Source organism: Flavobacterium sp. FlaQc-30 (assembly GCF_044005885.1).
Classification (GTDB): Bacteria; Bacteroidota; Bacteroidia; order Flavobacteriales; family Flavobacteriaceae; genus Flavobacterium.
In genome coordinates this window covers 125190-151184 of sequence record NZ_JBIPCO010000003.1, presented here as the reverse complement: position 1 = coordinate 151184, position 25995 = coordinate 125190, and the positions used below count along the sequence as shown (strand labels likewise).

General features: G+C 31.7%; 22 protein-coding genes. 7 read left to right on the top strand and 15 right to left on the bottom strand.

Annotation, left to right across the window (positions count from 1 at the left end; translation table 11 throughout):
* Positions 1–62: 62 nt before the first annotated feature.
* Positions 63–515: a thioredoxin-dependent thiol peroxidase gene (bcp, locus tag ACHRV0_RS08670; RefSeq protein WP_395440533.1), complete on the bottom strand. Its 453-nt coding sequence runs from the start codon at positions 513–515 to the stop codon at positions 63–65.
* Positions 516–625: 110 nt separating this feature from the next.
* On the opposite strand from bcp, the gene nth reads away from it, so the two are divergent.
* A complete protein-coding gene (gene nth / locus ACHRV0_RS08665; RefSeq protein ID WP_089056618.1) occupies positions 626–1282 on the top strand; it encodes an endonuclease III in 657 nt (218 codons plus the stop codon).
* 64 nt (positions 1283–1346) lie between these two features.
* On the opposite strand, the gene ACHRV0_RS08660 is transcribed toward nth, so the two are convergent.
* The 4 genes from ACHRV0_RS08660 to ACHRV0_RS08645 form a co-directional block, all read right to left on the bottom strand.
* Positions 1347–2411, bottom strand: coding sequence for a tetratricopeptide repeat protein (locus ACHRV0_RS08660; protein ID WP_129025322.1), 1065 nt, complete (start codon positions 2409–2411; stop codon positions 1347–1349).
* A 652-nt stretch (positions 2412–3063) separates the two neighbouring features.
* Positions 3064–3207, bottom strand: coding sequence for a hypothetical protein (locus tag ACHRV0_RS08655; protein WP_164973677.1), 144 nt, complete (start codon positions 3205–3207; stop codon positions 3064–3066).
* 50 nt (positions 3208–3257) lie between these two features.
* Positions 3258–3842 carry an RNA polymerase sigma factor gene (locus tag ACHRV0_RS08650; RefSeq protein ID WP_395440532.1) on the bottom strand — a complete coding sequence of 195 codons (585 nt, stop codon included), beginning with the start codon at positions 3840–3842 and terminating at the stop codon, positions 3258–3260.
* Positions 3843–4161: 319 nt separating this feature from the next.
* Complete coding sequence (locus tag ACHRV0_RS08645) at positions 4162–4920, bottom strand: family 16 glycosylhydrolase (RefSeq protein WP_395440531.1); 759 nt, start codon at positions 4918–4920, stop codon at positions 4162–4164.
* 188 nt (positions 4921–5108) lie between these two features.
* On the opposite strand from ACHRV0_RS08645, the gene uvrA reads away from it, so the two are divergent.
* Positions 5109–7904 carry an excinuclease ABC subunit UvrA gene (gene uvrA / locus ACHRV0_RS08640; RefSeq protein ID WP_395440530.1) on the top strand — a complete coding sequence of 932 codons (2796 nt, stop codon included), beginning with the start codon at positions 5109–5111 and terminating at the stop codon, positions 7902–7904.
* Between the two features lie 84 nt (positions 7905–7988).
* Here the strand turns inward: uvrA and ACHRV0_RS08635 are convergent, their stop codons facing one another.
* The 6 genes from ACHRV0_RS08635 to ACHRV0_RS08610 form a co-directional block, all read right to left on the bottom strand.
* Positions 7989–8288, bottom strand: coding sequence for a hypothetical protein (locus tag ACHRV0_RS08635; protein ID WP_089055078.1), 300 nt, complete (start codon positions 8286–8288; stop codon positions 7989–7991).
* A 247-nt stretch (positions 8289–8535) separates the two neighbouring features.
* Positions 8536–10188, bottom strand: coding sequence for a mechanosensitive ion channel family protein (locus tag ACHRV0_RS08630; protein ID WP_395440529.1), 1653 nt, complete (start codon positions 10186–10188; stop codon positions 8536–8538).
* A 92-nt stretch (positions 10189–10280) separates the two neighbouring features.
* Positions 10281–11750: an oligosaccharide flippase family protein gene (locus tag ACHRV0_RS08625; RefSeq protein WP_129024613.1), complete on the bottom strand. Its 1470-nt coding sequence runs from the start codon at positions 11748–11750 to the stop codon at positions 10281–10283.
* A gap of 37 nt (positions 11751–11787) precedes the next feature.
* Positions 11788–13077 carry a glycosyltransferase family 4 protein gene (locus tag ACHRV0_RS08620; protein ID WP_395440528.1) on the bottom strand — a complete coding sequence of 430 codons (1290 nt, stop codon included), beginning with the start codon at positions 13075–13077 and terminating at the stop codon, positions 11788–11790.
* A 119-nt stretch (positions 13078–13196) separates the two neighbouring features.
* On the bottom strand, positions 13197–15644 hold the full coding sequence (locus tag ACHRV0_RS08615) for a YfhO family protein (RefSeq protein ID WP_395440527.1): 2448 nt from the start codon (positions 15642–15644) through the stop codon (positions 13197–13199).
* Positions 15645–15693: 49 nt separating this feature from the next.
* Positions 15694–15981 (bottom strand): DUF4834 family protein, encoded by a 288-nt coding sequence (locus tag ACHRV0_RS08610; protein ID WP_089055084.1) that lies wholly within the window; start codon positions 15979–15981, stop codon positions 15694–15696.
* 124 nt (positions 15982–16105) lie between these two features.
* Between ACHRV0_RS08610 and ACHRV0_RS08605 the strand changes: the two genes are divergently transcribed.
* Both ACHRV0_RS08605 and ACHRV0_RS08600 read left to right on the top strand, forming a co-directional pair.
* Positions 16106–17074, top strand: coding sequence for a transporter (locus ACHRV0_RS08605; RefSeq protein ID WP_395440526.1), 969 nt, complete (start codon positions 16106–16108; stop codon positions 17072–17074).
* Between the two features lie 52 nt (positions 17075–17126).
* Entirely contained in the window at positions 17127–18245 is a 1119-nt protein-coding gene (locus tag ACHRV0_RS08600; RefSeq protein WP_395440525.1) for a GTP cyclohydrolase, read from the top strand.
* Positions 18246–18339: 94 nt separating this feature from the next.
* On the opposite strand, the gene ACHRV0_RS08595 is transcribed toward ACHRV0_RS08600, so the two are convergent.
* Entirely contained in the window at positions 18340–18822 is a 483-nt protein-coding gene (locus ACHRV0_RS08595) for a hypothetical protein (RefSeq protein WP_395440524.1), read from the bottom strand.
* Positions 18823–18946: 124 nt separating this feature from the next.
* Positions 18947–20206 carry an aminotransferase class I/II-fold pyridoxal phosphate-dependent enzyme gene (locus tag ACHRV0_RS08590; RefSeq protein ID WP_089056606.1) on the bottom strand — a complete coding sequence of 420 codons (1260 nt, stop codon included), beginning with the start codon at positions 20204–20206 and terminating at the stop codon, positions 18947–18949.
* Between the two features lie 508 nt (positions 20207–20714).
* On the opposite strand from ACHRV0_RS08590, the gene nirK reads away from it, so the two are divergent.
* Genes nirK through ACHRV0_RS08575 form a run of 3 tightly spaced genes read left to right on the top strand, consistent with a single transcriptional unit; the run spans position 20715 to position 23536 of the window.
* Positions 20715–22130: a copper-containing nitrite reductase gene (nirK, locus tag ACHRV0_RS08585; protein WP_395440777.1), complete on the top strand. Its 1416-nt coding sequence runs from the start codon at positions 20715–20717 to the stop codon at positions 22128–22130.
* Between the two features lie 16 nt (positions 22131–22146).
* The gene (locus ACHRV0_RS08580; RefSeq protein WP_395440523.1) at positions 22147–22917 is read left to right on the top strand and encodes a formylglycine-generating enzyme family protein; all 771 of its coding nucleotides are present in this window, start codon (positions 22147–22149) and stop codon (positions 22915–22917) included.
* A 19-nt stretch (positions 22918–22936) separates the two neighbouring features.
* Complete coding sequence (locus tag ACHRV0_RS08575; protein WP_395440522.1) at positions 22937–23536, top strand: SCO family protein; 600 nt, start codon at positions 22937–22939, stop codon at positions 23534–23536.
* Between the two features lie 390 nt (positions 23537–23926).
* Here the strand turns inward: ACHRV0_RS08575 and ACHRV0_RS08570 are convergent, their stop codons facing one another.
* On the bottom strand, positions 23927–25150 hold the full coding sequence (locus ACHRV0_RS08570) for a hypothetical protein (protein ID WP_395440521.1): 1224 nt from the start codon (positions 25148–25150) through the stop codon (positions 23927–23929).
* A gap of 100 nt (positions 25151–25250) precedes the next feature.
* The gene (gene ric, locus ACHRV0_RS08565) at positions 25251–25982 is read right to left on the bottom strand and encodes an iron-sulfur cluster repair di-iron protein (RefSeq protein WP_089056602.1); all 732 of its coding nucleotides are present in this window, start codon (positions 25980–25982) and stop codon (positions 25251–25253) included.
* Between the last annotated feature and the right edge of the window lie 13 nt (positions 25983–25995).

Here is a 25995-nt window from a genome sequence, read left to right as displayed (position 1 = left end):
CTTAGCGTGCTTTGCGGTAAATTTTTCTTCTGTTCGAAAGAACATAATACTTGAAACAAAAACTACTTCAATATCTGCGCAGCGTGTTCTTTTGTTTTTACTTTTTCGATTACTTCTTCAATAATTCCCTTTTCATTAATTACAAAAGTTGTTCTGTGAATTCCGTCGTATTCTCTTCCCATGAACTTTTTTGGCCCCCAAACTCCAAATGCATTGATTACTGATTTATCTTCATCTGCTAACAACGGAAAAGGAAATTCGTATTTATCTTTAAATTTCAATTGTGCCTTCTGACTATCTGCACTCACGCCCAAAAGTTCGTAATTATTCGCTTTAAAGCGTTCAAAATTATCTCTCAAATCACAAGCTTCAGCCGTACAACCAGGTGTGCTTGCTTTTGGATAAAAGAAAACTACTAATTTTTTTCCAGTATAATCTGCTAGTTTATGTGACTTCCCATCTTGATCTATTCCTGAAAAACTTGGTGCTTTATCGCCTGCTTTTAATGTTGTCATATCTTTTTATTTTAAATTTTAGATTTCAGATTATTGATTAAACAAAGATAATCACAACTCTTAACTCATAACTTATAATTCATTATTTTTACGTTCTTAAAAATAAGGAAATGAATAAAGAAGCTCGCGTACAATTTGTTATAAACACTTTAAAAGAACTCTACCCTACTATACCTGTACCGCTTGATCATAAAGATCCTTATACACTGCTAATTGCCGTATTACTTTCAGCACAATGTACTGATGTTCGCGTTAACCAAATTACTCCTCTTTTGTTTGCAAAAGCTGATAATCCGTATGACATGGTAAAAATGTCTGTAGAAGAAATTAAAGAAATTATTCGACCATGCGGTTTATCTCCAATGAAATCTAAAGGAATTCATGGTTTGTCTGAAATTTTAATTGAAAAACACAATGGAGAGGTTCCGCAAAGTTTTGAAGCATTAGAAGAATTACCAGCTGTAGGTCATAAAACAGCAAGTGTTGTAATGTCTCAAGCTTTTGGAGTTCCCGCTTTTCCTGTAGACACACATATACATAGATTGATGTACAGATGGAATCTTTCGAATGGAAAAAATGTTACTCAGACTGAAAAAGACGCTAAACGATTATTTCCTAAAGAAATATGGAATGATCTTCATTTACAGATTATTTGGTACGGACGTGAATATTCGCCTGCTCGAGGCTGGAGTTTAGAGAAAGATATTATAACAAAAACAGTTGGAAAAAAATCTATTATTGAAGAAATGACAAAAGTGACAAAATAGAAAAAAGGCACAAAGTTTAAAACCTTTGTGCCTTTTATATTTTTATTTCTTTATACCTTAAAAACTACATACTGCCTTTTAACGCATTATATTCTTTTGTCATATCAAGCGATCTATAAACTCCTAAAAGTGTTTTAGTCGCTTCTGAATTTTTTGGTTCAATAGTAAGCACTTTCTTTAGATACGGAATCGCACTGCGGGTTACATCATCTTTTACAGCACTCAATTTATCATATTTCTTCATTTCTGCCGGCGTTGTTCCTAAAGATGAAATTTCATCGGCTAAATCTTTTTTCTGCTGTAATTTTAAGTACGCTAAATTTATATAAGCGTCGATATAATTCGGATTCAATTCCAAAACATAATTATAAATCATTTCTGCTTTAGAATACTCTTTCTTTTCTAGATAGGAATAAGCTAGATTATTATTAATCTCAATCTTTTTTGAAGGAACTGATTCTGTTCTTGGCTTTTCATATACTCCTTGCTGAATAGCGGCTTCTCGGGCTTTTGGCGAAACAAACATGTCTTCTTCTTTTGTTTTCTTGTTTGTTGCGTAGTACAAAACTCCTTTTCCCGAAAAATTGATTTTTTTGAGCTGCTCATAATATCGTATTGCTGAATCAAAATCTCTTGCATTTACAGATGAAGATGCGGCATTAAACAAGTTCAATGTATCTTTTTTATCAAACAAATAAACTTTATAACTTTTCTCTGCGCTTTCTTTAAATTTGCCTGCATTAAAATCGGTCATTGCGCCATTGACCAAATTAGATTTCATCTCTTTTAGCGCCAAATTTGCTTTAATAGTAAATTTAAATTTACCTGATTCATTTTCGTATAAAAATACATCCTGATAAGCTTGTGATGCCAATGTAAAATTATTGGCTGCATCAATGTTTTTTCCAGCTAAATCTTTTAATACATTTCCTTTTAAAAAGTAATAATCAGATTTATCCTCATCAGAAGCATTAAGTATAAGATATTCTGTTTTATTTAAAATTGCCAAAGCTTCCGGACTTTTTCCCTTGTCATACAAGGACTGTGCTTCTTTGATTTTATCTTTTTGAGCAAATGCTCCAATTGTTACCAATAGAAGAGTTGATAACAGAATTAGTTTTCTTTTCATTTTTGGTTAGTTTTGGTTGGTTGTTAAATAGACTTAATGGCTGTTTAGTAAAAGAATGAGCATCAAAAAAGAAGATGCCAAAACTTTTATTTAATATGCTCTGGCACGCACATTAAAAAACAAAAAACTCTTTTCCATCAAAAGAATAGTAGAAACCAACAATGATCCCTGCTATTATCTATCTGACTTACAACAAACAAAACAACGGAGTGTAATTTTTTTCCATAGATTATCGGTGATTTGGGTTAAACGTTTTTCTTAAATATTAACATTTCTAGATAAAAATGAGTTTCTACACTTTAATAATAAAAACTTCATATTTTAATACTATCAATGAAATAAATAATACTTTTTAACTAAACTAAAATTAAATCTCGAACAAATAAAGAAAACCTGATTAAAATATGAAAATTTAACAATACAGAATAAAACTATACAAAAAATCTGATATTGTTTGTATAGTAAAAAAGACTGAGATTCCTTTTTTTGCCATTTAAAATTAAAAATCATCAGATTGATGCGGTCAATTACCAGTGAGTTTAGTAAAATAAAAAACTCACTATCTGTATTTAAATACAAATAGTGAGCTTTCAACCAAAACGACCATTTGGTTTTCTTTCGAAATAAACATCCGACTGGGCAAGCGGGCTGTTTAATTTGCTATAATTTCAAAACTTTTATTTTCAATTTTCACAACAGTTAAAGCTTGTGAATAATTCAACAAAAAAGAAACTACTTCTTTTTTAGGTTTTAAATCTTTAGCAGCTGCTGCTTTTTTTGAGTAAATTTTCGCCATACCAATAAAATGTTTTATACTAGTATAACGAGCTTATATTCAAAATAGTATTAGTTGGTCAAAATAATTTGATGTTTGTCGATAATTTTTCTCAAATTCATCAATGCATAACGCATTCTTCCTAATGCAGTATTAATACTTACATCTGTTAACTCAGAGATTTCTTTAAAACTCATATCCTGATACATTCTCATTACCAAAACTTCTTTTTGATCGTCTGGCAGCTCTTCGATTAATCTTTTTAAATCAACTTCAACTTGATCTAAAATCATTTTACTTTCAATGTTTAGCGAATCATCAGACATGATTGAGAAAATCGAAAACTCTTCGGTTTCTCTATACATTGGCATTTTCTTGGTTTTGCGAAAATGATCCACAATTAAGTTGTGTGATATACGCATAACCCAAGGCAAAAACTTGCCTTCTTCATTATATGAATTGCTTTTTAAAGTTTTGATAACTTTAATAAATGTGTCTTGAAAAATATCGTTTGAAATATCTCTATCAGCAATCTTTGAATATATAAAACCATATATCTTAGATTCGTGTCTTTTTATCAATGTCGCAAGGGCACTTTCGTTGCCTTCGACATAATTTTTCACTAATAGAGCGTCTGGAATATGCAGATCAGCCATAATACTTACTTTTTTAGGTTCTATAATTTTGGAGTAAATTTTCTAAAAAGTAATTTTATTGTATAGGCGTATCTTTTTTATAATGTTAATATTGTGACCAAATTTAACAAATTATTATTTTAAAAAGCAAACAAATGCAATAATAATTAACATTTAACCGTTAAGTTTTTTAACACATCGTTCTATTTTGTTTTAAATCATTAAAAAAAATGGAAATTTTAGTAAGTTTAATGCTTTTCAAAAACAAGCATAAATAACTTACATTTAAATATTTACACTGCTCAAATCTGCATTATTTCTAAATTTCGCGGTGAGTTCTTTATTGATATACCCTTACGTAATCTATATAAAACTTTTGCGGAAAAATCGCATCGTCTACTTCTGGACCTCCAAAATTTCCTCCAACTGCCAAATTCAAAATAATATAAAATGGTTTATCAAAAGGCCAGGTATCTTCGTTTTTCACAGAAGGATTAAAGGTATAAACTAAAGTTTTATCTACAAAAAAATCAATTTTATCTTTATCCCACTCAATAGCATACACATGATAACCTTCTTCAATATTTAAAAACTCAGTTCTTTTTGTGTTGATTGTATTCCCGTGACTGTCTTGCGTATGAAGCGTCGTGTAAACCATGTGAGGATCTCTCCCTATATATTCCAGAATATCAATTTCACCGCTTTTTGGCCATTGCACCTCGTCAATATTAGCGCCAAGCATCCAGAAAGCAGGCCATATACCTTGTCCAACAGGTAATTTTGCCCTTGCTTCTATCCTGCCGTATTTAAACTCTTTCTTGCCTTTAGTTGTAATTTTTGTCGAAGTATATTTATTTCCTTCTTTCCTGGCTTCGATTACCAAATTACCATCTTTTACTTCGTGATTAATTTTGGTATAAATCTGCCTTTCATTATTACCAAAACCACACGAATTCGGACAGCCGTCTCCAAGTTCAAAATTCCAAAACTTTTCATTTATCTCTTTCTTATTGAAGTTTTCTTCCCATACCAGTTTTCTCTTTACTTCTTGTGCGTATGAAAAACTACAAATGAGCATTAATAGAACTACTTTATTCATAACTATTACTTTAGAAATTATTAAAACTGTTCTAAAATAGAATATTTCCTAAACACTAGCCGTTTTTTAATCAAAAAATTTGGCATTCGAAATTGGAGCTAACAATGTGATTCTGTTAAAATTTGGAACAATATCCTTAACTAAACTCAATTCAAAATTGATTACTTTTGTAAAAATTGACATTTTTTATGCAAATCGATCTTTCTACACTCGACCCAAAACAAAATATTATAATAAAAGGAGCACAAGTACATAATTTAAAAAATGTAGATGTTGCTATTCCGCGAAATAAACTGGTTGTAATTACAGGTCTTTCGGGATCAGGAAAATCAAGTTTAGCATTTGATACTTTATATGCCGAAGGACAACGTCGTTATGTAGAAAGTTTATCTTCATACGCACGTCAGTTTTTGGGGCGTTTAGACAAACCTAAAGTAGAATATATTAAAGGTATTGCGCCGGCAATTGCAATTGAGCAAAAAGTGAATACTACAAATGCTCGTTCTACTGTAGGAACTTCTACAGAAATCTACGATTATATTAAACTTTTGTTTGCCAGAATCGGACGCACTTATTCTCCTGTTTCTGGTCAAGAAGTTAAAAAAAACACTGTTTCTGATGTGGTTTCTGATGTAAAAACATTGGAAATCGATAGTAAATGGCTGCTTCTTGCTCCTATTCATCTGGAAGAAGGGCGACAGCTCGAAGATAAACTTAAAGTATTATTACAACAAGGTTTTGCTCGTATTCTCGTCGAAAATGAAATGGTACGTTTAGATGAATTTTCAGCAGAAAACCTACATCAATTAGACAATAAAGATATTTTATTAATTATCGATCGTATTGTTGTAAAGGAAGAGGAAGAGTTTTTCAATCGTCTTGCTGATGCTGTTCAAACAGCTTTTTTTGAAGGAAAAGGAATTTGTTATCTTCAGGAATTGGGTTCAGATAAACGATTTTCTTATTCTAATAATTTCGAATTAGACGGTATTACTTTTCTAGAACCAAATGTTCACTTATTCAGCTTTAATAATCCGTATGGTGCCTGCCCTGTTTGTGAAGGTTACGGAAATATAATTGGCATCGATGCTGATTTGGTTGTTCCTAATACTTCGCTTTCTATTTTTGAAAGTGCTATTTATCCTTGGCGAGGCGAAAGTATGAGCTGGTACAAAGATGAATTAGTAAAACATGCCTATAAATTTGATTTCCCAATTCACAAACCTTATTTCGAACTTTCTGACAGTCAAAAAGACTTAATTTGGACAGGAAATCAATATTTTCAAGGTCTAAACAGCTTTTTTAAAGAACTTGAAGAGAAAAACTATAAAATACAAAATCGTGTAATGCTGTCGCGTTACCGCGGAAAAACGAAATGTCACGCTTGTCGCGGAAAACGTCTTCGCGAGGAAGCTTCATATGTAAAAATCAACGAAAAAACAGTTTCAGATTTAGTTGATTTGCCAATTAAGCATTTAGTTACTTTTTTCAAAAATATCGATTTAAATACTTACGAGCAGCAAATTGCGAAACGTTTGATGGTCGAAATCAATAATCGTTTATCGTTTTTAACCGAAGTTGGTTTGGATTATCTTACCTTAAACCGAAACTCTTCGACACTTTCGGGAGGAGAATCGCAGCGTATTAATCTAGCTACTTCGTTAGGAAGCAGCTTGGTTGGTTCGATGTACATTCTAGACGAACCTAGTATTGGACTTCACCCAAAAGATTCTGAAAGGCTAATTAAGGTTTTACTTTCGCTGCGTGATTTAGGCAACACTGTAATTGTGGTAGAACACGATGAGGATATTATGAAAGCGGCTGATATGATTATTGATATTGGTCCTGAAGCAGGAACTTTTGGTGGAAAACTAGTAGCACAGGGAACTTATGAAGAAATCCTAAAATCAGATTCGCTTACTTCTAAGTATTTGAATGGAGATTTAGAGATTTCAGTTCCGCAGAGAAGAAGAAAATTCAAAAATCATATTGATATTATTGGTGCAAGAGAGAATAACTTAAAGAATATCAATATTACTTTTCCTTTAGATATTTTAACTGTTGTAACTGGAGTTTCTGGAAGTGGAAAAAGTACTTTGATTAAGAAAATTCTATTTCCTGCTATGCAGAAAAAACTGGAAAATGCTGCTGAAAAAGCAGGACAATTTAGTGAAATTAAAGGCTCTTTCTCACAAATAAAACACATTGAATATGTAGATCAAAACCCGATTGGTAGAAGTTCCAGATCAAATCCTGTAACTTATATTAAGGCTTATGACGATATTCGTGATTTGTATGCTAAAGAAAAATTATCAAAAATAAGAGGTTATCAGGCGAAACATTTCTCTTTTAATGTTGACGGAGGACGCTGTGAAACTTGTAAAGGAGAAGGTTCTATAAATGTTGAAATGGTATTTATGGCTGATGTTTCTCTGCCTTGTGAAACCTGCGGCGGAAAACGATTCAAAAAAGAAATCTTAGAGATTAATTTTGACGATAAAAACATCAACGATATTCTTACGATGACCATTGATGATGCTATTGCTTTCTTTGAAAAAAACAAGCAGACAAAAATCACGCAAAAATTACAGCCTTTACAAGATGTTGGTTTAGGCTATGTTCAATTAGGACAATCATCCTCTACTCTTTCGGGCGGTGAAGCACAGCGTATTAAACTGGCTTCATTTTTAGTAAAAGGAGCAACAAAAGATAAAGCTCTATTTGTTTTTGATGAACCTACAACCGGACTTCATTTTCATGACATTAAAAAGCTGATGGCTTCATTTGATGCTTTAATCGAAAAAGGTCATTCGATAATTGTGATTGAACATAATCTTGATTTGATTAAATGTGCGGACTGGATTATCGATTTGGGACCTGAAGGCGGAGAAAACGGCGGTCATTTATTGGCTGCAGGAACTCCTGAAGAAATTGTTAAAGTAAAAGAATCTGTTACTGGAATTTATTTGAAAGATAAACTGTAGTTTCCTGCACTTCAAAAAAAAGCCATAAATTATATCAGCTTATGATATTAATTTATGGCTTTATTATTTTAAAATTAGGAATGTTTACGCCAGTAAACATTTTTCTTCAAAAGGAAAACCATCTTCATCGATGGCAACTAGTACTTTTTTTTGTTTTGAGGCCTCAATTGTAAGATACAGCCATGCAAATGACCATAATCCGAGGGTTAAACAAAAAATAATAAAATTCAAACCGTGGTTAACTGCTTTACCGCCCTTTGAAAGAACTGCGAAAAGTAATTCATCATTTCTTTCTTCTAATACAAATCCGTTATGAACTTTGTTTGAAATCATATTCGAAAACACCTGTACACTTTGTTCCGGACTGAGCTGATTGTTTTTCATAATCCTTCATTTTGGTTTAGTCTGTATGCGAAATTTTCTAAATTCTCAACAATTCCCAATTAAGTACTGCATTCAAAAACAAACATCAGCAGAGCCTTTTTATATTCTATTAAACCATTTAGTTTTTTTTCAATAAAATGGAACGTTAAAAATTTAACCTAAAATTATATTTTAAAATTAAAACTACAAAATAAACAACTGTTAAAATTGACTCTTTAAAACAGTATATCAATACATTAACAATAACTTAATCTTTATTTCCAATGTTAAATGATGAAGGTTTATAATCACTTTTTAAATAATTTTCAGGTATAGTAGTCATATTGCCGTCTCGTAAAGCACTATAATGCGGCGACATAATTTCGATTCCAGCTTCATTAAAAGAATCTTGAATATTTTGATGTAATGAAGAATAAATTAAAGGCTGTTTTGTAGGTTCTTTTGTATAAACGTTTATTTGATACGATACATAAAAATCGTCTAAACTAGTTTGTAAAACAAAAGGCGGCGGCGTCTGCTCGATCATTTGTGTTTTTAATGCTGCATCTATTAAAGCCTTATGAATATCTTTCCACGGAACATCATATCCAATAGTAACTGTAGTATGAATTAATAAACCATTATTAACCTGTTTCGTATTTGATGAATAATTGGTTGACGTACTTGATAAAACTGTTGAGTTGGGAATAGTTATATCTTCAAATTTAGGCGTTCTAATTCTGGTAACTAAAGCTGTTTTTTCGATTACTTCACCGCTTACATCTCCAATTTTTATAAAATCACCTATTTTAAACGGACGCATATACGTAATTACTAAACCTGCAACCATATTCGCAATTGCGTTTGAAGAACCTAATGAGAATAAAACCCCGACAAATACAGACACTCCTTTGAAAATTGGTGATTCTGAACCAGGTAAATACGGAAAAATTATAACTACCATAAAGGCAAGCAATAGAAATCTAACAATATTAAATGTCGGCATTGCCCAATCGTTGTAGAAACCGTCAATTTTAATATTCTCTTTTTTAATTTCTTCAAAAAAGAACTTAATCACTTTTATGGTATATCTAAAAATAACAACGATAACTATAATGGTGACTAAACTTGGCAGAAAGTCGACAAACCCCATAACGGCAGATTTTGCCGGCGTAAGAATCCAACGCAGTAATGTTGTCGTGTAAGCTTCTGTAGCAGGAAAAATGCTGAACAACAGCGGAAGTGAAAGGTAAACTATTAAAACTAGAATAATTCCTTTTACAAAACTATACAACTGCATTGCGAGCGCCTGCTGCTTTTGAGGCGATAAAATTTTAATATTATTATAATTAAAGCCTTTAAAATACTTGTCGCTGTTTTTTAGAATATAGAGTTTTACTCTGTTAAAAAGTTTACCAACAAAATACAAGATACTGCCAATAATCAAAATCAACAGAGCTGTGTACCCAAGTCTTTTTGGCAGCATTGAATAGTTTTCATTTTGATAAACTATTGCTTTCTTTATTAAAGACAAATTGCGTTTTGCAATAAATTCTTGTGTCTGATTTTCAGCTTTTGCATCAACTTCAAGGATTGACATAATAATAAAATCATCTTTATAAACTATGTCTTGTGAAATATCTGAAGGACTAATTACAAGCGAATCTGGATCAAAAAGTGAATCCTCATAAAGTTTTCTAATTTTTTCGGTAATCGCTTTCGCCCTGTTTTCGGCAGAAAAAGACCCTACTTTGTTATAAACAAAGAATAATGTATCCTTAAAAGGATTTATAGGATATTTTACTTGTTTTAGTTCAACAGCGGCATTTTTTGATGAATGCAGGCTGTCTTTTTGAGTAAAAGCAAATGATGAAAATAAAACAATGAAAAGCGCTAAAAAACAAAGTAATTTCTTTTTCATATGATGTTAGCTGTAAATGGTCCTTTCTAACAAATATAAAAACAAAATAGCTTCAAATTTAAATTACTTTGTTGTTTCGCAATAAAATCGTATTAAATTTTAATTCCAATTTTCTTTAAAATGGTATCTATTACTTTATTAATATCCGGCGAAATATTAAATTTATAATTCAGATAAACATATAAAATGGTTACCAAAACTGATTTCAAAGCAATACTAATCAATTGATAAAATGGAAATTCCCAGAAATAAAATAATAGAAACAAAACAAAAGTTAATACCATTGATGAAATTGTCTCTTTTGTAAAAGGGTACAAATGAAGTTTTTTTACCACAAAAAGAAGTTTTGCTAAACTGTACAGGGTAATTGACAGTAAAGTTGCAAAAGCCGAACCGAATATTCCAAAAATTGGAATAAAAATCATGTTTAAAATGACAGTAAGAACAACCAACATTAAACCAAGGTACAAAACCATTCGGTAGTATTTTGTATTAAAAATAATGGCATTATTGTTTCCTAAAATCAAGTCAAAATATTTTGATAAACCAATCATAAATACAACCGAAATTCCGCCGCTGTATTCTTTAGGCACCAATTCGTAAAGCTGATTAATATTGACAAAAATACACAGCATTACAAATCCGCCTACCATTTGTAAATTGATAGAAGTCTTTTTGTAAAGTATATTCAATTCGTCATACTTATTTTCATGCATTAATTTTGCCGTTATCGGATAAACAATTTGATGCATCGCACGACTTGGCACAGAAATCACCAAAGCAATGTAAGTTGCCACAGAATAGAAAGCAATATTCTCAATCTGCATATATTGGTTCAGCATCATCTTATCACCATCTAAAAGCAAATTAGCTACACTTCCTGATAAAATAATATAAAAGGTATATATTAATATTTCTTTTGTATTTGCCGGTATTGTAAACTGAAAAGTTGGTTTCTGAATACTGAATGCATATAACATTGTTATCAAGAATGCCAAAAAATATAAACCTGCTGTTGCGTACACAAAACCTTCTACGCTAAGCCAATCATAATAAACGCCTATTAATAGGAATAATGAAAATAATCGCAATCCAACTTCTTTTACAAAGTTTCCAAAAACGGAATGCATATTTACTCGCAGCCAGGCATAAAAAATTTCAAAATATGCCATACATAACCCTATAAATGGTATTAACCAGATATAACTTTTTACAATTGCATTCTTTTTTGATACGAAGAATAAAATTTCGTCATAAAACACAAGGCCAATCAATAAAATTGGAATTATTAACAACAGAGGAAATAAAACAGTAAAGGATAAAAAACGGGATTTTTCTTCTTCGGTTTTATACTGCGAATAAAATTTCACTAACGTATTTTGCATTCCAATCGCAAACAAAGGCATGATAACATTTGCGCAAGATGTCACATAATTAGTTAAACCATAAAAGGTTGCCCCTAAAAAAACAGGATATAAATAAAGTGTATTAATGGCTCCAATTCCGAAACCTATATAGGTAATAATAGTATTTTTGAAAGACTGATTTAAGACAATACCCATTTGCGGATTTATGAATTTAGATTTTAAATTTAGCGTACTATGATTCTTTAATCAACTGTGCTAATTGTTTGGTAAGGTTTTTTCTTGAATATTGCTGTAAACCAACACCATAAGATTGTAATTTTCCTTCCAAAAATTGATTATAAAAGTCCAAAATTACACTTTTTAGTTTCACTTTTTCAGAATAATCAAAAAATACTCCTGTATTGGTTTCTGTAATAATATCGGCAAAATCAGAACCTTGTGGACCAATCGCAATTATTGGTCGATTGGAGACCATGTATTCAAACAATTTTCCTGGTATAATACTTTTAGTATCCTCTGAGTTTATTTCGATTAAAAGTAAAACCTGTGACTTTTTTTGATGCGCGATTGCTTCATTATGCGAAACATATCCTAAAAGATTTAAATAATCATTCAGTTTAAATTCTTCGATAGAATCTAAAACTTCCTGACTTACGGCACCAATTAATTTAATTTCTAAATGCTTTTTAAAATCTGGTATTTCGTTAACTAGTTCAACAAGACATTCCCATAAAAATTTTGGGTTTCTCTCTGATAAAAATGAACCAATGTGTGCTAGAGTAAACTTCGTGTCTAGTGGTTCTTTCTCTACTTTTTCAAGATCATAACCATTTGTAATTACCGATATTGGTTTATTGGTAATCGCTTGAAATTCTGTTTTTGTAGTTTTACTTGTTACAATAATAGTATCAGCTGTATTAAGAACTTTATGTTCTAAATTTTTATGCTTTTTTGCTGCATAATTTGACAAACGAAGTGATTTGTGATAACCAATCGTTGTCCAAGGATCACGAAAATCTGCAAACCATTTTACATTTAGTTTTTCTTTTAATTCTAAACCAATTAAATGCAGACTATGCGGCGGCCCCGATGTTACGATCGTATCAATATTATTTTCTTTAATATATTTTTCCAGATAAGAAACTGAAGGTTTTACCCAAAAAACACGTGCATCGGGAATAAAAAGATTCCCACGAACCCAAAGAAAAGTCTTATCTAAAAATGTCTGCTTTTTTTTATGCGGAAAAATTCCCGAGCTAATCTTCTTCGTTTTATTTTTTGAAAAAATAGAAGCCAATTGATAAGGTTCCCAAATTTTATTTTTTAGTACAATGACTTTATCAGATATTTCACTTACCAAACCTTCATCTACAATTGGATAAGTAGGGTTCTCTGGAACATAAATAATAGGTTGAACATCAAATTCTGGAAGATATTTTACAAATTTCAACCAACGCTGTACTCCCGGTCCTCCTGCTGGTGGAAAATAGTACGTGATAATTAAGAGCTTCTTTTGTTCCAAGGAAAATTGTTTATTGTTTAAAAGTGTAAATATTTAGAAGTTATTTAAGACATGGCAATCATTTTAATTGATCTTACTCTAAATCATATGAAAACCTAATTTAAAAACAAACAAGAGTTTTAGTTTTCTGTTTTCTTACTTTTTCTTTCAAAATAAATCCCGCCAATTAAAAGCAACACCATTCCTATTGAACTAGCCAAGTTAATTATTCCTCCTGTTTTTACAACTTGAGGTTCAAACTTAAACTCAATAGTATGTTTTCCTGCAGGAACTTCCATAGCTCTTAAAACATAATCAACAGGAAAATGATCTGTCAACTGACCGTCAACATAAGCATTCCAGCCATTTTTATAATACATTTCAGAGAAAACAGCCAAAGCATCTCCTTTACTGTCTGATTGGTATTTAATATAATTTGGCTTATATTTTACCACTTTAATTGTTCCAGTTGTATCCCATTGTTTTTTTAATCGGGCGTTTCTAAATTTACCTTCATGCTCACGAACATTGAATACTGCAACTTTTTTAGTATCGATATAATTCAAAGCTTTCATTACATCGTCTGGTTTATTTACAAGTTTTACTGAACTTACAAACCAAGCGTTTCCATTTGCATCAGGGTTTTGAGTTGGAATATCTTTACCCTGCTTATCTGTTTGAATAACATACTTAACATTTAACATATTAAGTATTTCCAAATTCATGTTTTTATTTTTATTCGCTAATTGGTAATCAAATAACTGTTGTATTCTTCTTGGTTTTGCAGCATGGTAACCACCAATAGAATGATGAAAATAAGAAGCTCTTGCACTTGACATGTTTCCGCTCATTTCAAAAACTCTGTAATGTGTAGTATCCTTTAATATTTCAATATCTGAGGGTGTTTCCTGAAATGGAGCAGCAATCTGTACAGGGCTCACAAAATCTTTAGCTGAAACATATTTTTTATCGACAAAAAACAAATCAAAAATCATCAGCACAGCAACAATTATTAAAGCTGTAGTCTGAGAAAATTTATTTTTAATAAATAACCATAAAACTCCAAAAGTTACAACTATAAAAAATCCAGATCGAAGTAAATCTGCAGAGTATAATGACATTCTATCTTCCTTCAAAGCATCAACAAAAGCTGGTCCGTAACTTTCTAAAAAGTACTGATCATTCATTCCTGTAAAGTGAAAAGAACTTTTTGCAATTACTAAAATAGCTATGATTCCCAAACCAAAAACACCTGTCTGAATTAAAGCTTTTTGCTGTAGTTTTGGCTCTTCTTTAGCTTTAAAGAACGATTGTAATCCCATTACTGCAAGTACAGGGAAACATAATTCTAAAATTACTTGAATAGAAGATACTGCTCTAAACTTATCATACATGGGAACATAATCTATAAAAAAGTCTGTCAGAAAAGAGACGTTTTTTCCCCATGAAAGAACTAATGAAACCAATGCTCCTGAAAGAAATACGTATTTTATCTTTCTATCATCAATAAACAATGCTAAAACTGCCAAGAAAAAAACAACAACTCCAATATAAGCTGGCGCTGCAACAATAGGCTGGTCTCCCCAATATGCAGGCATACCTGATACAAAATCTTCAGCTTGGCTTGCCGGCACGCCCTGCTCTATCATAAACGAATACATACGACTGTCAACACCAACATTTTCATGGTTTGAACCTCCAAAAAGTCTCGGCGCAATTAAATTAAAACTTTCTGCAATTCCGTAACTATATTCGGTAATATATTCTCTACTTAAAGCATTTTCGTTTGTCTTTTTAGTTCCATCAGGATTAAAAGTTAATTCGCTGTTACTACGAGTACTAAATTTAGCATATTCGCTGGTAGCCATTAAATTAGCTGCATTGGCACCAATAGCAAAAATTCCCGCTACAGCCAGAGTACCTATCGCAGTTAAAAGCGGTTTGTATTCTTTATTCTTTATAAAAGTGAAAGCAAAATAACCTGAAAGTATCAATAAGAAAATCAATAAATAATAGGTCATTTGAAAGTGATTCGCATTAACTTCTAATGCAACCGCAAACATGGTGAGCAGACCTCCCCAAATATATTTTTTTTGAAAAACAAGTATAAATCCAGCAATAACAAGGGGCATATAGGCAATTGCATGCGCTTTTGCATTATGACCAACTCCAAGAATTATAATTAAATAGGTCGAAAATCCGAATGCAAGTGCACCGATAAAAGCTTTTAATGGATCTGTTTTTAAAACCAATAACAATCCATAAAACCCAAAGAAATATAGAAAAAGATAATCTGCAGGACGTGGTAAAAAACGTAAAAGATCGTCAATTTTACCAACAAAATCATTAGGATAATTTGCTCCTAACTGATAAGTAGGCATTCCGCCAAAAGCAGAATTTGTCCAATAAGGTTCTGTATGTTCAGCAGCCCTGAAGTCATTCTGCTCTTTTGCCATTCCGGTATATTGAGCAATATCTGACTGAAAAATCTGTTTTCCTTGCAGAACAGGATAAAAATAAACTAATGATACAAGAATAAAACCCAGAATTACAAGGGCATGCGGATAGAACTTATTTACTATTTTCAATTTTGGCAGGTTTGGTTAAATGATGAATCCTATTTTTTAGGATACAAACTTAATCTATTTCTTCGTAATCAACATAATCCCCAACCTTTTTGGTTTCGCGAGGATTTTTTGCATTAGCGGTATCGATGATTATCTCATCTTTTGTAGTATTACGAGTTTGCTGCCAAGAATTATCTTGACTATATTGTTGTTGTCTCTGAAAATTTTCTCCTGCCTTTTCAACTGCTTTTTTTACCAATACCGGCAAAAAGATTCTAGCTAAAAATTTAAAAATATAATAAAATGCTATTATATAACATATAGCTTTTATTAAACCTGAAAAAGATGCTTCTTGCATAATTGTATAATTTTTGTCAAAATTAATAAATCCATTGTTTAAAATTAAAATATCAATCTTAAATAAATAATAAAATATAGTACATTTGAAATGCGTTATAGCTTTTTAATCAAAAAATACATTTATGTTGAAAATTAAAAACTTACTTTCTACATCTATTCTTTTAATACCACAATTTTTCTTTGCTCAATACACTGATGTAATAAACTCAAACAGACCTGGCGAAACTATGTCTGCTTATGCTGTTGGAAAATCTGTTATTCAAGCAGAAATTGGTGTTTATGGTATTAAAGAAAAACACGATTTATTAAACTACGACGCAAGTGGTTTTGGCACCGATTTTACACTAAGATATGGTGCTTTTTTAGAGCAATTAGAATTTATTGTTGATTTACAATATCAAATGGAAAACTTTGATACTCCATATACCAGCTACAAAAAAAACAATTTCAGACAAACTGTTTTAGGGGCTAAATATTTAATTTACGATCCTTACAAAAATTATAAAGCCGAAGTAAACATCTACAGCTATAAAGCCAATCGCAGTTTTAAATGGCGTGAGCTAATTCCTGCGGTTTCGATATTTGCAGGAGCAAATTTTGTTGGTGCCGACAATCCTTATTATTTCTCTCCTAATGGCGAGATTTCTCCAAAAGTTGCCTTGGTTACACAAAACTTATTTGGAGGCGGAAGATGGGTTTTTGTAACCAATATTATTGCTGATTATATTGGTACTGATTATCCAAGTTATGGTTATGTATTAACTTTAACACACGGATTTAATGCTAAATGGTCCGGGTTTGTTGAAAATCAAGGATACAAAAGTGATTTCTATAGCGATGCAATTGTTCGCGGCGGTGCGGCATATCTTTTATCACCAAATATGCAGATAGATGCTTCGATAAGCACTAATTTTAAAAATACTCCATCTGTTTTATATGGCGGTGTTGGTTTTTCTTGGCGTTACGACGGCTGGTATAAAGAAAAACAAATCGAGGTTAAAAACAATGAAAGAGCTAAAAAGAATCCAGAAAATGAAAAAGAGATAGACTATCAGGCAAGAGAAAGAAAACGCAAGGCTAAATACGAGTAAATTTTAATAACCAAACTCTCTGTACTAAGAGATTTTTTATAATACCACCTTAATGATTACAATTAAAGAAGCTAAAACTAAAAAAGAACTAACTGAATATATCAAATTTCCGTTTTCGTTATACAAAGACAATCAGTATTGGGTTCCGCCTATTATTGCTGATGAATTAGAGTCTTTTGATAAAACAAAAAATCCTGCGTTTGATAATGCCGAAGCTTACTTTTATATTGCTTACAAGAACAATGAAATTGTGGGAAGAATTACAGCAATTATCAATTGGGCCGAAGTAAACAATCAGCACAAAAGAAAAGTTCGTTTTGGATGGTTTGATGTAATTGATGATATTGAGGTTACAAAAGCGCTACTCGAAAAAGTATATGAATTAGGAAGAAAACATAACCTTGAACATGCCGAAGGCCCAATGGGTTTTTCTAATTTAGATAAAGTTGGTGTTCTTACAGAAGGTTTTGATCAAGTTGGAACTATGATTACTTGGTACAATAATCCGTATTATGTAACTCATTTTGAAAAACTAGGTTTTCAGGTTGAAAAAGAATACATCGAAAGCATATTTCCTTTTTCGAATGTAAAACCAGAATTTTTCCTTAAAGCACAGGCTTTAATCAAAAAACGTTATGAACTTAGGGCTTTAAATTTCACTAAAACAAAGGATATTATGCCGCATGTCGACAAAATGTTTGATTTGTTTAATGAAAGTTATGCCAAATTAGCTTCGTTTGTGGCAATTTCAGATGTTCAAAAAGAGTATTTCAAAAAGAAATATATCAGTTTTATCAATCCTGAATACATAAAATTCGTGGTTGATAAAGATGATAATTTAGTCGCTTTTAGTATTGTTATGCCAAGTTTTACTGAAGCGCTGCAGAAAGCAAAAGGAAAACTTTTCCCATTTGGTTTTCTTCATCTTTTAAAAGCTAGAAAAAAGAGTAAAGACGTGGTTTTCTACCTTATTGGTGTTCACCCAGATTACCAAAACAAAGGAGTTACCGCAATTATTTTTGATGAATATTTTAAAACTTTCTCTGAAAAAGGAATTGTAAATTGTATCAGAACTCCAGAATTAGCAGAAAATACTGCCATTCATTTACTATGGAAAAACTTTGACCCAAAAATTCACTGTCAAAGAAAAACATATTTAAAATACCTTTAAAAGTATTTAGTTATAAAAATCAATATTTGATTTGAAAACATAAAAAAATCCATTCGCAATAAACGAATGGATTTTTTGTATCGATAACATTTTACTATTCTACTTTACAATCTGTCTTAGTCAATATGTTTTTTTGATCAAACTTCAATTTGGTTTTATCCTTAAAAGTTACTTTATCGTTAGCTTGAATAACATCTCCAAACCCTTCTATTAGCGCTCCGTCTTTTTGTAGAAATGCAACTTCTCTCACAGATGAAACTCCTTCTGAGGTAAAAGTATAATCAGCAATAAGTGTATCGCCTTTCATGTTCCCTATCAAAGTTCCTTCATTTTTATCTTTTCCAGATATACTATAATTTAATTTTCCGTTTACCTCTTGGTGCGAGTTTACATTAAAACTCAATTCAATCACATTGCCATTTGCTCTTAAAGCATAACATTGATCACCTGCAGGTTCTTCTATTTGAACCTCTTTTGGAGCGTTTGGAGCAATTTGAACCGGTTCTGTATCTGCCGTTTTTTTACAAGAAACTAAAACAGTCAAAATTAGAGTCGTTAGTATAAGTAGCTTTTTCATAATTATTTATTTAATTTTCTGATTACAAATTTAAAGTTACTTCAAATAAAAAAAATCCATTCGTATAACGGAATGGATTTTTTTACATAATTTCCATTTAAGGAAACATTATTTTTTAAATTAACTACGAAACGTCAACAGTTGTACGCTCTGCAATTTCTTTATAAGTTCCGCTAACTAATTTTTCACGAATCGCTTCAAATGCAGTTAATGTTTCTTCGATATCAGCTAAAGTATGTGAAGCTGTTGGAATCATTCTTAACAAAATAATTCCTTTTGGAATAACTGGATAAACAACAATAGAAAGGAAAATACCGTAATTTTCTCTTAAATCGTTTACCATTACCATTGCTTCAGGAATACTTCCTTCTAAATAAACTGGTGTAATACAAGTGTTTGTGTCACCAATATTAAACCCTTTATCTTTAAGTCCGTTTTGCAATGCATTTACATTTTCCCAAAGTTTATCTTTGATTGAAGATGAATTACGCAATAATTCTAAACGTTTCAATGAACCAATTGTTTGGATCATTGGAAGCGCTTTAGCAAACATTTGCGAACGTAAGTTGTATTTTAAATAATCAATAATATTTTTATCTGCTGCAACAAAAGCACCAATATTAGCCATTGATTTTGCAAAAGTAGAGAAGTAAACATCAATATCGTCTTGAACTCCCTGCTCCTCACCTGCTCCAGCACCTGTTTTACCAAGAGTACCAAAACCGTGTGCATCATCAACTAATAAACGGAAATTGTATTTTTGCTTCATTGCAACAATTTCTTTCAATTTACCTTGTTGTCCGCGCATTCCAAAAACACCTTCAGTAATAAATAAAATACCTCCGCCAGTTTCTTCGGCCATTTTTGTAGCACGCTGCAGGTTTTTCTCCATACTTTCAAGATCATTGTGCTTGTAAGTAAAACGTTTACCCATATGCAAACGAACTCCATCAATGATACAAGCATGCGAATCAACATCATAAACAATGATGTCATTTTTAGTTACCAATGCATCAATGATAGAAACCATTCCTTGGTAACCAAAATTTAATAAATAAGCTGATTCTTTCATTACAAAAGAAGCCAATTCATTTTCTAATTGCTCGTGATAAGTTGTGTGTCCAGACATCATACGAGCTCCCATTGGATAAGCTGCTCCAAATTGAATTGCTGCATCAGTATCTGCCTTACGAACTTCTGGGTGATTTGCTAAACCTAAATAATCATTTAAACTCCAGTTTAGGATATTTTTTCCGTGAAATGTCATTCTAGGACCTAACTCTCCTTCTAACTTTGGGAAAACATAATAACCTTCTGCTTGAGAAGCCCATTTTCCTAAAGGTCCTTTATTTTCTTGAATTCTTTCGAATAAATCTTTTACCATAATATAGTGTAGTAATATTTTTAACTTAATCAGCGAGCAAAAATAATCATTATTATTCTAAAATTCAGACAGTCATTTATTTTTATTTTAAAAAAAAGCCTTGATTCATAAATAAATTTGCTCCCATTTGAATTCTGCAAATCAAGAAAAAAAAACTCAAAAACCAAAGTTATCAATGTTGTAGTTTTTGGTATTTTTTTTATATTTGATACACAAAGCATTCTTTTTATATTTTTTTAACAGTCTGATTTAGTTTTTTAGTGCTGTTTTTTATTTCTGTTTTTTTATCCCCGAATAGTTGCCTTTTTTTTTGAATAGTATAACCATTTTGAGTTAATATAATTTTACCAAAAAATGATAATTCTACAATTAATTAAGCGAAATATTAGTAACCGTTCTATGACTTTTATCATAATAAAAGACAAAATAGTCTTTTATTTTTGATTAAAATTTAAAATGAAAACAAAACCAATTACTTATGGAAAAGAAACATACCATTCAGATTAAAATGAGTCTCTTTTTAAGCGTACTTTTTATTGCTCTCTTTTTTGGAAGCTGTAAAAAAGAAGAAGCTAAAAACTATGCAGATATCATGACCGAAGGAGAAATGAATGCAGAACTTACTGCCCCTCCTATGGTTCCAAAACCAGTTGGAAACAGAACTGCTATGAAGCTAAAACTTAACATGGAAATTAAAGAACAAGAAGGTACAATGACCGATGGCGTAAAATATACGTATTGGACTTTTGGAGGATCTGTACCGGGAAGTTTTATTAGAACACGTGTTGGAGATGAAGTCGAATTTCACTTAAAAAATCATCCAGACAACAAACTGCCTCATAATATAGACTTACATGCCGTAACTGGTCCGGGCGGTGGCGCAACCTCATCACTTGTGGCTCCAGGACATGAAAAAGTTTTTAGTTTTAAAGTAATTAATCCAGGCTTATATGTTTACCATTGTGCTACTGCTCCGGTAGGAATGCATATTGCAAATGGTATGTATGGTTTAATTCTAGTGGAACCTGAAGGCGGACTTCCTCCTGTTGACAAGGAATACTACGTTATGCAGGGAGATTTTTACACTCAAGGAGAATATGGCGCAAAAGGATTGCAAGCATTTGATATGAACAAGGCTGTAAAAGAAACTCCAGATTATGTAGTATTTAATGGAAAAGTAGGGTCTTTAACAAACGGCGGCGAATTGACTGCTAAAGTAGGCGAAACTGTTCGTTTATATGTTGGTAATGGAGGTCCTAACTTAGTTTCTTCTTTCCACGTTATTGGTGAAATATTCGACAGTGTTCATGTTGAAGGCGGAAGTACAATCAATAAAAATGTACAAACAACCTTAATTCCAGCGGGTGGAGCTGCCATTGTCGATTTTAAAGTTGAAACTCCGGGAACTTTTATATTAGTTGACCACTCTATTTTTAGAGCCTTTAACAAAGGTGCTTTAGGAATGCTGAAAGTGGAAGGAAAAGAAAATAAAAACATTTATTCAGGAACAATTCAAGAAGGTATTTATTTACCTGAAGGCGGAACTATTCAGAAAATGCCGGGAAGCTCAGCTGCAAAAACAGCAATTCCAAAACGTACCGTTGCTGAAAAAATTAATATTGGAAAAGAAATTTTTGGAACGACTTGTTTTGCCTGTCATCAATCTGAAGGACAAGGAATCCCTGGAACTTTCCCTCCTCTAGCAAAATCAGATTATTTAAATGCTGATCCAAAACGTTCTATCAATACTATTTTACACGGTTTAACAGGTGAGGTAACTGTGAATGGCAAAAAATACAACAATGTAATGCCAGCTCAGAATTTATCTGATGATGAAATAGCAAATGTTCTTACTTACATCTATAACAGCTGGGGTAATAATAAAACGGAAGTAACGCCAGAAATGGTAAAAGCGCTAAGATAACAGCAACATTTTTCGCATGAAAAAAAACATTTTCATTCTTATTCTTTTCTTGATGCTTACAGGATTAAAAGCGCAAGAATCTGGAATGGTTCCGATAAAAGAGGGTTCATTTGTCCCTCTTTACGGAGCCACCTCCAAAAAACCTGTAGTTGTAAAATCGTTCTACATGGATATTTATCCTGTTACAAATAGTGAGTTTTTAAACTTCGTCAAAAAAAATCCTTCGTATGCAAAATCTAAAATAAAAGGGATTTTTGCCGACAAAAGTTATTTGTCGTATTGGACTAATGATTTTGATTTTGGAAGTGCAAATCCTAAATCACCTGTAACAAGTGTTTCTTGGTTTGCTGCCAAAAAATACTGCGAATGCCAAGGAAAACGATTACCTGCAATGGATGAATGGGAATATGTGGCTATGGCCGATGAAAAAAAAGTTGATGCCAGAACTAAAAAACAATTCAATGAATACATCTTATCTTGGTATGAGAAATCGAGAACTTACGAAAATCAAATTGGAAAAACTTTCAAAAATTATTGGGGAGTTTACGATATGCATGGTTTAGTTTGGGAATGGACGTCAGATTTTAACAGCATTTTTTTATCTGGAGAATCAAGAAAAGATAAAAGCAGTGACAAGAATTTATTCTGCGGAAGCGGTTCTGTAAATGCAACAGATTTGATGGATTATGCGGCATTTATGCGTTACGCTTTTAGAGGAAGTCTTAAAGCACAGTATTCTACTCGAAATCTAGGTTTTAGATGTGCCAGCGATACAAACCCAAAATGATAACTTAAATTACTTTCAAATGAAAAAAACAATTATCGCTGTATTTATTCTCTTATTCTCTTTGCAAAGTTGTAAAGAGTCTGACAAGAAAAAAGATTCAGTACCTGTAAACAAAGAAATTAGTGATTTATCAATTTACAATTTGCCCTCAAAATGGACAACTCAGGACGGAAAAGATATTGAATTGAAAAGTCTAAAAGGAAACGTTCTTGTTATGGTTATGATTTACACCAGTTGTAAAGCTGCCTGCCCAAGATTAGTGGCAGATATGAGAGATATTGAATCGAAACTTAATAAAAGTACAAAACAGCATGTAAAACTTATTTTAGTGAGTATTGATCCCAAAACTGACACTCCAAAAAAACTAAAAGATTTCGCAATTGCTAATAAAATGAATCAAGATCCCTGGTTGTTTTTACGATCATCAGAAGAAAACACTCGTGAGTTTGCCGCAGTTTTGGCCGTTAATTACAAGCAGATCTCTCCAATAGATTTTTCGCATTCCAATATTATAAGCGTTTTTAATCCAGATGGAGAATTAATATTTCAGCAGGAAGGTTTGGGCGTAAACAATGACAAAACCATAACAACAATAAATCAAGAAGCAGAAAAAATTTAGAAATAGTAAATAGGTTGATTAGTAGAAAAACAAGAGTAGATTTTAGGAATGGATCGGCTCTTGTTTTTTGTTTATAAAGCCTTTAGATATATGTCGCCCTGCTGGGGCTTTTACATGTCGCAGACGAACATTCTATAAATATACCGTCCCTCTGGGACTTCTCATCTGAATGTTTTTTTATTATTGAAATTATCATTAAAATATATCTGTCTGATCAATAGCTTCGGAGAAGCTAAATATTTATAGACAATATTATATTCAGGTTTTAAAGCTCCAGCGGAGCGATATATCCTATTCAATACAATTCCAAAATGTGTTGCTCCGCAGAGGCTTTTACGTGTCGCAGACAAACATTCTATAAATATATTGCCCCTCTGGGACTTTTTTATTTTACGAATGATCTTTTCTTATTGAAGTCATCATTAAAACTAATCCCAAAACAAGAAGCAAGCTGAATATCAAGATACTTTGATAATAAAATGCTATCGTGCCTTTTCCAAAAAAGAAAAACCCACCTTGAAAAAACAACAAAACTTCTGTCGCAATATATCCTAAAATAAAACACTTTGCTCCATTTTTCATTACAGAAGAATCACCTGAAAGCATTTTATTTTGGACTAATATTCCAAACAAAAAACCTGTTATAATTCCTAAAGTTGTTAAGTGAATAAAGCCAATTACAAAATTTCTAATTTGATGTGAAACTTCGGCAATATTTGGTAAAATTGTCAATAATTGAATCCCGATTTTCAGGAATAAAGAACACAAAGCTAAACTATAAAATAACGTTGCCGTTCGATTCAAATTGGCTTTAAAATCGATTATTTGAGGTTTAAGCATTTTGTAGAAGTAAATAAAAGCGAGCAATTGCAATACAACTCCAAGAGTATTAATCCAATTCAAAATGTTATTTTCTACAAACCATCGAATAGGAAATGCAACTGTTAAAAAGATAGAAATAATCAAAAGAGAGTAAAACATCTTGAACTTTCGTTTATCAATTGCATGTTGAAATTGTTTTAGAAACAACGCTAAAACGGCAAACAAAAACCAGCCGTTAAACTGAAAATGAAGAAAAAACTGAATGGCTATTTGATAAAATGCACTTTGTTTGCCAAGTGTACTAACTGCAGGGCCTAAACACCAAACTCCAAAGGTAGACAAAACCATAAACAAAACAGACGATTTTAAAAATCTGACGGCAGGAGTTTTATCTTTAAAACTATCTTTCCAAACCAATCTGCAAAAAAGATAACTCAATAAAATATGCATTGTCGAAAAAATGATCGAAAACAAGGCATAACCCTTAACAGGAAAAGTAACCATCATTCCGATAACCGCAATTTCGGTACACCAAAACAAACGGCCATAAATAGGCTTCTCACTTTTTTCTTTCGGAATAAAAAAGTGTACAATTAAAACATAAACCATCATATAAACCCAGCCCAGCATTGCCACATGAGAATGTGCATGAAGCAGAAAACTATAGTTTATAAAGTCTAAAGGAAAAAGATATACATACCGCATTAACAACCCGAAAACACAAGCAATCAAGAAATTAAAAAAGCAGCAAATAATCCAGTTTTTTTGAGAATACATTTTAAAAAATTCCATTTTAAGAATATTAAAAGTAGTAAATAGTTGCCATAAAAAACACCGATAATACTCAATACTTTGACATTTATCGGTGTTTTCGACTATTAAAATTTAATCGTTATTCTACTTCAACAAATTCTTTCTCCAGAGCAACAGCTTTGGGAAACAAGATATTATTCTCTAAATGAATATGTTTATGTAAATCTTCCTCAAACTCTTTAAGCATTGCAAAAGTTACTCTGTACGTTGTACAAGCATCTGCAGGAGGTGTATAATTATTTGTCAGACTCGCAATTTCTCTAAAACGTTCTCCTTCATTGTCATGTTCATGCATCATCATTGCAATTGGGTTTGATACAGTACCAAACGAAGGCTGTGATAAAACTCCATCAGATTCTTTTGTTTTAACCATTCTCTTTACAAAAGGGAATAAAACTAATTCCTCTTTTTTCATATGCTGAGACAATTCTCCTGCACAACCTATAAACAACTCATTTATTCTAAATAACTCAGGATGGTTTGCTCCGTGTACTTTGCATAATTTATCTAAAAATGCCAGAAGAGTCTGCGATTTTTCTTCTACATAACGATGATGTGTTTTCTCAATATAATCTGCCAATAAATCTAAAGGCCAAGAATTAAAGTCTATCGAACCATTATTTTCAGATTGTAAAACCTCATAAACACTTTGCAGTAAAGCATCAGAATCTATTTTTTGTTTTTCGCATACTTCAGTAACTGTTCTGTTTCCTTTACAGCAAAAATCAATTCTATATTTTGAAAATACTGCAGCTGTTCTAAAATCCTGAGCTACAAAAGATCCGATTGTTTTATTTTTTAAATTTTCCATGATAATCAATTTT